Origin of the sequence: Paracoccus lichenicola (assembly GCF_009708075.1) — a bacterium.
GTDB lineage: Bacteria > Pseudomonadota > Alphaproteobacteria > Rhodobacterales > Rhodobacteraceae > Paracoccus > Paracoccus lichenicola.
Genome location: NZ_WMBT01000042.1, coordinates 1 through 4746, shown reverse-complemented (window position 1 = coordinate 4746; position 4746 = coordinate 1). Strand labels below are relative to the sequence as shown.

Genomic DNA, 4746 nt, shown 5'->3' with positions numbered 1-4746 from the left:
ATCGAGCAAGGGCCTGTGGTCAACCGGGCGGGCAGTTGCAGACTGCCGGTGAAGCCCGGAGATAGCTGCCTTCCCGTCTGACCGCTGCGGCAGGAAGAAGACACGGGAGAGGCCCGCGCGCGGCGCGGGCCAAGATGATCCTTTCGTCGTTCCGGGGGATCGACGGGCTTTCGCCCGCTCACCCCCGTCCGCAGCCTTTTTGTTTCCTGTCCGCCACGCATCCCCGCCCGAGCCGGTCAAGGGGCAAGCGCCGCCCGTTGCCGGGCGTCGTCGTCCAGGCGGGCCGTGTCCTCGCCCGTTCCGGGCTGCGGGCCGCACCACCCCGCCTTCCCGACCCCGTGACAGTCTCGGCCGGGGTCACGGGCAGGGCTGCGCCCTCCCCGCTCTGCTTTCCGAAAGGCATGGGCCTTTCGAGATAGCAGATCAGGAAGGCTCGCCCATCGGCGGAACGGGCAGAAGACCCGGCCGCCCCGTCGCTAAGGAGAGCCACAAATGGCACATCTCAATGCCGCCCCGGCAGACACGAACACCGGCGTTTATCGCTGCGGTTCCTGCCGCGATCACTACGAGTCCGAGGATGCAGGCCCCGGCCTCTGCCCGATCTGCAACCCCGCCGAGCAGGCCCGTGACCACATGCTGCGGCTGATGATCGCAGAACAGAACGATGCCTTCCGTCGCGCCCTGGGCTTCGCGGCCCTGTGGCGCGGCCAGCATCTGAAAGGCCGCACCGTCGCCACGCCGGGCTTCCTCGCCATTCCCGAGCGGACCCAAGCCGCGCTGATGAACGCGGTTATCACCTTCACGGACTGGACCGAGGACAACGACCCTTACGAGGATCATTCCTTTGGCCGCGTCGAGGCGCATGGCACCGCGATCTTCTGGAAGATCGACCTTTACGACACCGCCTATCACTTCGGCGCTGAAACCCCCTCCGACCCCGAGCAGACGCGCCGTGTTCTGACGCTCTACCTGCCGTCCGAACACTGACCCGCAATCGGCCTGCTGTGGCTCCGTCAGCAGGCCGAACCGTCCCGCACAGTCAGCCTGAAAGGGGGTGAACTCATGAGCAGTGAAACCTTGCAGCGCCGTCTCGCAGAAGCGTGGGCGCTTGTCAGGAAGGGCGACACCTTCGGTATCGGCCGCCGCTTCCTGATCCAGCACGGCGCACTTTGAAAAAGCCCGCCCTGCCCCCACGGCCATGAGGGCAGGGCACCCATAGCAACAAACCATCCGTCGCAAAAGGATCATTCCCATGAAACGCGAAACCATCGCCCCGGCCTCCATCCAGTTTTTTTCCTTGGCCCAACTCTATCTGTCCGATCTGAACCCGCGTCAGGACGCCGACCCGGAGGGGATCGACCTGCTGGCCGACAGCCTTGCCATGATCGGCCTGATCCAGAACCTGTCCGGCCTCCTCGATGCGGAGGGCCGCGTGGGCATCGTTGCCGGAGGCCGCAGGCTGCGCGCCATCGCCCGCGCCATCGAGCGTGACGTCACCGTCATCGAACGCCACCCGGAACTGGCCTCCATCCCGGTTCGCATCGCCCCCGACGAGGCCACCGCCCGCGCATGGGCCAATGCCGAGAACGCGGCGCGCCAAGACCTCGCGCCCGTTGAGGAAATCCGCGCCTATGGCCGGATGAAGGAAGCAGGCGCGGACGTGTCGGCTATTGCCCGCAGCTTCGGCAAGACCGAGGCCCATGTCTATCGCCGCCTTGCCTTGGCAGCCCTGCCCGCCCCGGTTCTGGACGCGCTGAAAGAGGGCGAAATCAGCCTTGGCATGGCAAAAGCCTTTACCGTGTCGCAGGACGAGGCATTGACCCTGACCGTTCTGGCCGAGGTGAAAGGCCGCGACGTGTCAGAACACCGCATCAAGCAGGCATTGCAGCCCGCAGCCGTCAGCGCCACCGACCGCCGCGCCCGCTTTGTCAGACTGGACGCCTACGAGGCCGCAGGCGGCAGCGTGAGCCGCGACCTGTTCAGCGACACCGTGGCGCTGCACGATGCTGACCTGTTGCAGGACCTGTTCACCGAGCGGCTGAACGCCGAGGCCGGAACGCTGGCCGCAGGCTGGAAGTGGGTTGAAGTCATGGCCGACGAGTATGTTTCCTATTCCGTCACCGAGAAGCTGGCACGCCTTTACCCGGTCGAGGGGGTTCTGACGGAGGAACAGGCCGAGCGGTATGACGAACTGGCCGAACTGGCGAACGCCGATGCACTGGACGGGGCCGGGCAGGCCGAACTTGAGGCTCTGGACGCGATCATCAAGGGCGACTTCACCGACGCGCAACGCGCCGTGGCGGGCTACTATGTCTATGTCAGCCACAGCGGGACCGTGCAGTTGAGCGGCCCGTGGGTGCGGGCCGAGGACCGGGCCGCAGCCATCGAGGCCGGGACTCTCGCCGGCCATGCCGCCGGTGCGACCGGGAGCGATGCCGCGCCCGCGCCAAAGTCGCCCTATACCGGCGCACTGGTCGAGGACATGAAGGCGATCCGGCTTGCCGCGATCCAGACCGCCCTGCTGGACAAGCCGGAAATGGTGTTCGATCTGCTGGCCTTCGGTTTGTCTCTGGCGTCTGGCGTCAGCACGAGCGTTTTTGACCTGTCGCCGGGACGCCCCAACAACTGCCCGAGCAAGACGGAAGGTCTGGAATGGTCCGACCGGCTGGTCCATCCCCCGGCAGGACATGAGGCATGGAGCCGCCCGGAGTTGCGGGTCGAGGATCTGGCCCAAGCCTTCCGCGACTTCACGGCGGCAGGCAAGAAGGCCCGCAATGCCGCACTGGTGGAAGGCATGGCGCGCACCCTGCCCTATGGCGCAGGCAATGCCGATTTCTTTGCGCTGATCGAGGCCGACAGCGGGGCCAGCATCCGCAAGGTCTGGACGCCAACCGCCGAGAACTTTTTCAACCGTGTCAGTGCCGACACTCTGGACAGCCTGCATCTGGACCTGACCGGCTGCGATCCCGAGGGCAACGGCTTCAAGGCTCACAAGGCCCAGAAGAAAGCGGAAAAGGCCCGCTGCATGGAACGGCTCTTCAGCGATGCCGAGTATCAGAAGGCTTGGCGCATCACAGCGGAGGCAAAGGCCCGGATCGACGCATGGGTGCCGGATTGCTTCTGACCTGAAAAGCCGGGGGCGGCACCGCCTTGCCACCCCCGGCCCAACAACAGGGAGAGTTCCATCATGAACACGCAACCGATAGGTGATCAAGGCCCGAGCGCGGAACAGATCGAAGCCTTGCGGGCCTATCGAGACCGGCATGGCAGACGCTGGAAAAGCCGCCTGCTGGCCGAATGGCTATCCTCGACGGGCGGCGAAGGGCCGGATCTTCGCCAGGTCCGCAATACCTTTGGCCCGTCCTGGCTGCTGAACTATCGCCTGCCCGACTGACATTCTCATTCCTTCAGCGACGAAGGTTCACTTGGCCCCGCCCCGTGCGGGGCTTCTTTTATGCCTCTGCTGGCTCAGGTTTCCTCTGTCCTGTCACCGGCAGGCCGGCGTCAGGACAGGGGCGGCGCTCAGGCCGCGCCGGGCCGCCGCTGCGCGGCCACGACATGCCCCGCTGATTCAAGCCACTGTTGGCCCTGCAACAGGATCATATATCCCGAACCCCTAAATCCACCGCCGACTGATGAGCCAGTGAAGTAATCAGCGAACCCGCCTTTCCGTAGGCTGTGGCATGCAGATCGAACTTCATCTCGCGTAAGGCAAACACTCTTTGAAATCACATCAAAGCTAAAAATCGCGTTTGGCTTCTCTGCGAGAAAGGTCAGGACGAGGATTTCATTTTCCGTCATGCTGGTTTGGTCCTTTGCCCTTTGTCAGAGATCGCGCGACCCATCACGCCAGATCAGTTTTCGAAAAATCATCGCCCTTGTAGAGCAACGGAACATGGAAGGCTTTGGCACAGGCATAGGACAAAGCATCGCCCATGTTGAGTTGGGCCGGGTGCCCGACAACCTTGCCATAGACAGACAGCGCGCGGATCGCCTCGGCGCCCATGCTGCCCGTGATGTGCATCTCCTTGGCTTCAAGTTCCTTCAGCAGCTCATCGACAAGCTCCATCGCGGCGGCAAAGTCCTCGGCTGTTGCAGGGCCTTTGCCGCGCCGCTCAACCCGCTTGCGTACAAGGGCAAGTGTCGCCTCCAGGCGCACGATGGGCGAATAGCGCAGCGTGCCCCGCGCGGCTTCCATCGCCTTCAGGAATGCAGGGCCATCCTCTTCCTGCAAAAGTACGGCGGCGACAACGCTGGCGTCGAGAAACATCAGTCCTCGCCCCACTGTTCGTCCATGAACGTCTTGTCTGCCGCAATGTCGCTGCCGGTGGAGACAAAGCCAGCCTCGGCCGCACGGTGCTGTATCCGCGCAACCCGATCCGTAAGGGTTTCCTTGTCAGCCAGGGCCTTCAACTGGTCGGACAGGGCGCGGCGAACAGCCTCCGTCTTGTTCGTCATACCGGTGGCCGCAAGATACTGATCGACAAGCGTATCCACCGCAGGATCTTTGATGTAGAGGGGCATTGTATATCCTCGGTTTAATCAGAGTATATCCTTTGCGGATATATGGGCAACCTAAGATTGGATATACCATCGGGCGTCCCCCTTCGGGTCGCGTCCCCGGTTCCGGCCGGCAAGCCGGCCTTCACCCGAGCTGGTCAGGGCGATGCTCCCGGTTGCGGCGGGCGGATGCCTGTCTCGTCCCGAGCCAGTCCCTCGCCCGCCGGTCCTGGTCGCCCTGCCCTG

6 protein-coding genes are annotated in these 4746 nt (G+C 64.2%); 3 read left to right on the top strand and 3 right to left on the bottom strand.

Annotation, left to right across the window (positions count from 1 at the left end):
• The first annotated feature begins 492 nt into the window (after positions 1 to 492).
• From GIY56_RS18150 to GIY56_RS18140, 3 genes are all read left to right on the top strand, one after another.
• On the top strand, positions 493 to 987 hold the full coding sequence (locus GIY56_RS18150; RefSeq protein WP_154766235.1) for a DUF3768 domain-containing protein: 495 nt from the start codon (positions 493 to 495) through the stop codon (positions 985 to 987).
• Positions 988 to 1252: 265 nt separating this feature from the next.
• The gene (locus GIY56_RS18145; RefSeq protein WP_154766234.1) at positions 1253 to 3124 is read left to right on the top strand and encodes a ParB/RepB/Spo0J family partition protein; all 1872 of its coding nucleotides are present in this window, start codon (positions 1253 to 1255) and stop codon (positions 3122 to 3124) included.
• A 63-nt stretch (positions 3125 to 3187) separates the two neighbouring features.
• Positions 3188 to 3394 carry a hypothetical protein gene (locus GIY56_RS18140; RefSeq protein WP_154766233.1) on the top strand — a complete coding sequence of 69 codons (207 nt, stop codon included), beginning with the start codon at positions 3188 to 3190 and terminating at the stop codon, positions 3392 to 3394.
• 128 nt (positions 3395 to 3522) lie between these two features.
• Here GIY56_RS18140 and GIY56_RS18135 read toward each other — a convergent pair whose 3' ends face one another.
• From GIY56_RS18135 to GIY56_RS18125, 3 genes are read right to left on the bottom strand one after another with little or no spacing between them, the layout of a single operon-like run.
• The gene (locus GIY56_RS18135) at positions 3523 to 3801 is read right to left on the bottom strand and encodes a hypothetical protein (RefSeq protein ID WP_154766232.1); all 279 of its coding nucleotides are present in this window, start codon (positions 3799 to 3801) and stop codon (positions 3523 to 3525) included.
• Positions 3802 to 3844: 43 nt separating this feature from the next.
• Positions 3845 to 4270, bottom strand: a complete 426-nt coding sequence (locus GIY56_RS18130) for a type II toxin-antitoxin system VapC family toxin (protein ID WP_154766231.1) — start codon at positions 4268 to 4270, stop codon at positions 3845 to 3847.
• Positions 4270 to 4524 carry a type II toxin-antitoxin system VapB family antitoxin gene (locus GIY56_RS18125; protein WP_230312637.1) on the bottom strand — a complete coding sequence of 85 codons (255 nt, stop codon included), beginning with the start codon at positions 4522 to 4524 and terminating at the stop codon, positions 4270 to 4272. Before GIY56_RS18125 ends, GIY56_RS18130 begins: the two co-directional genes overlap by 1 nt.
• Positions 4525 to 4746 lie beyond the last annotated feature (222 nt).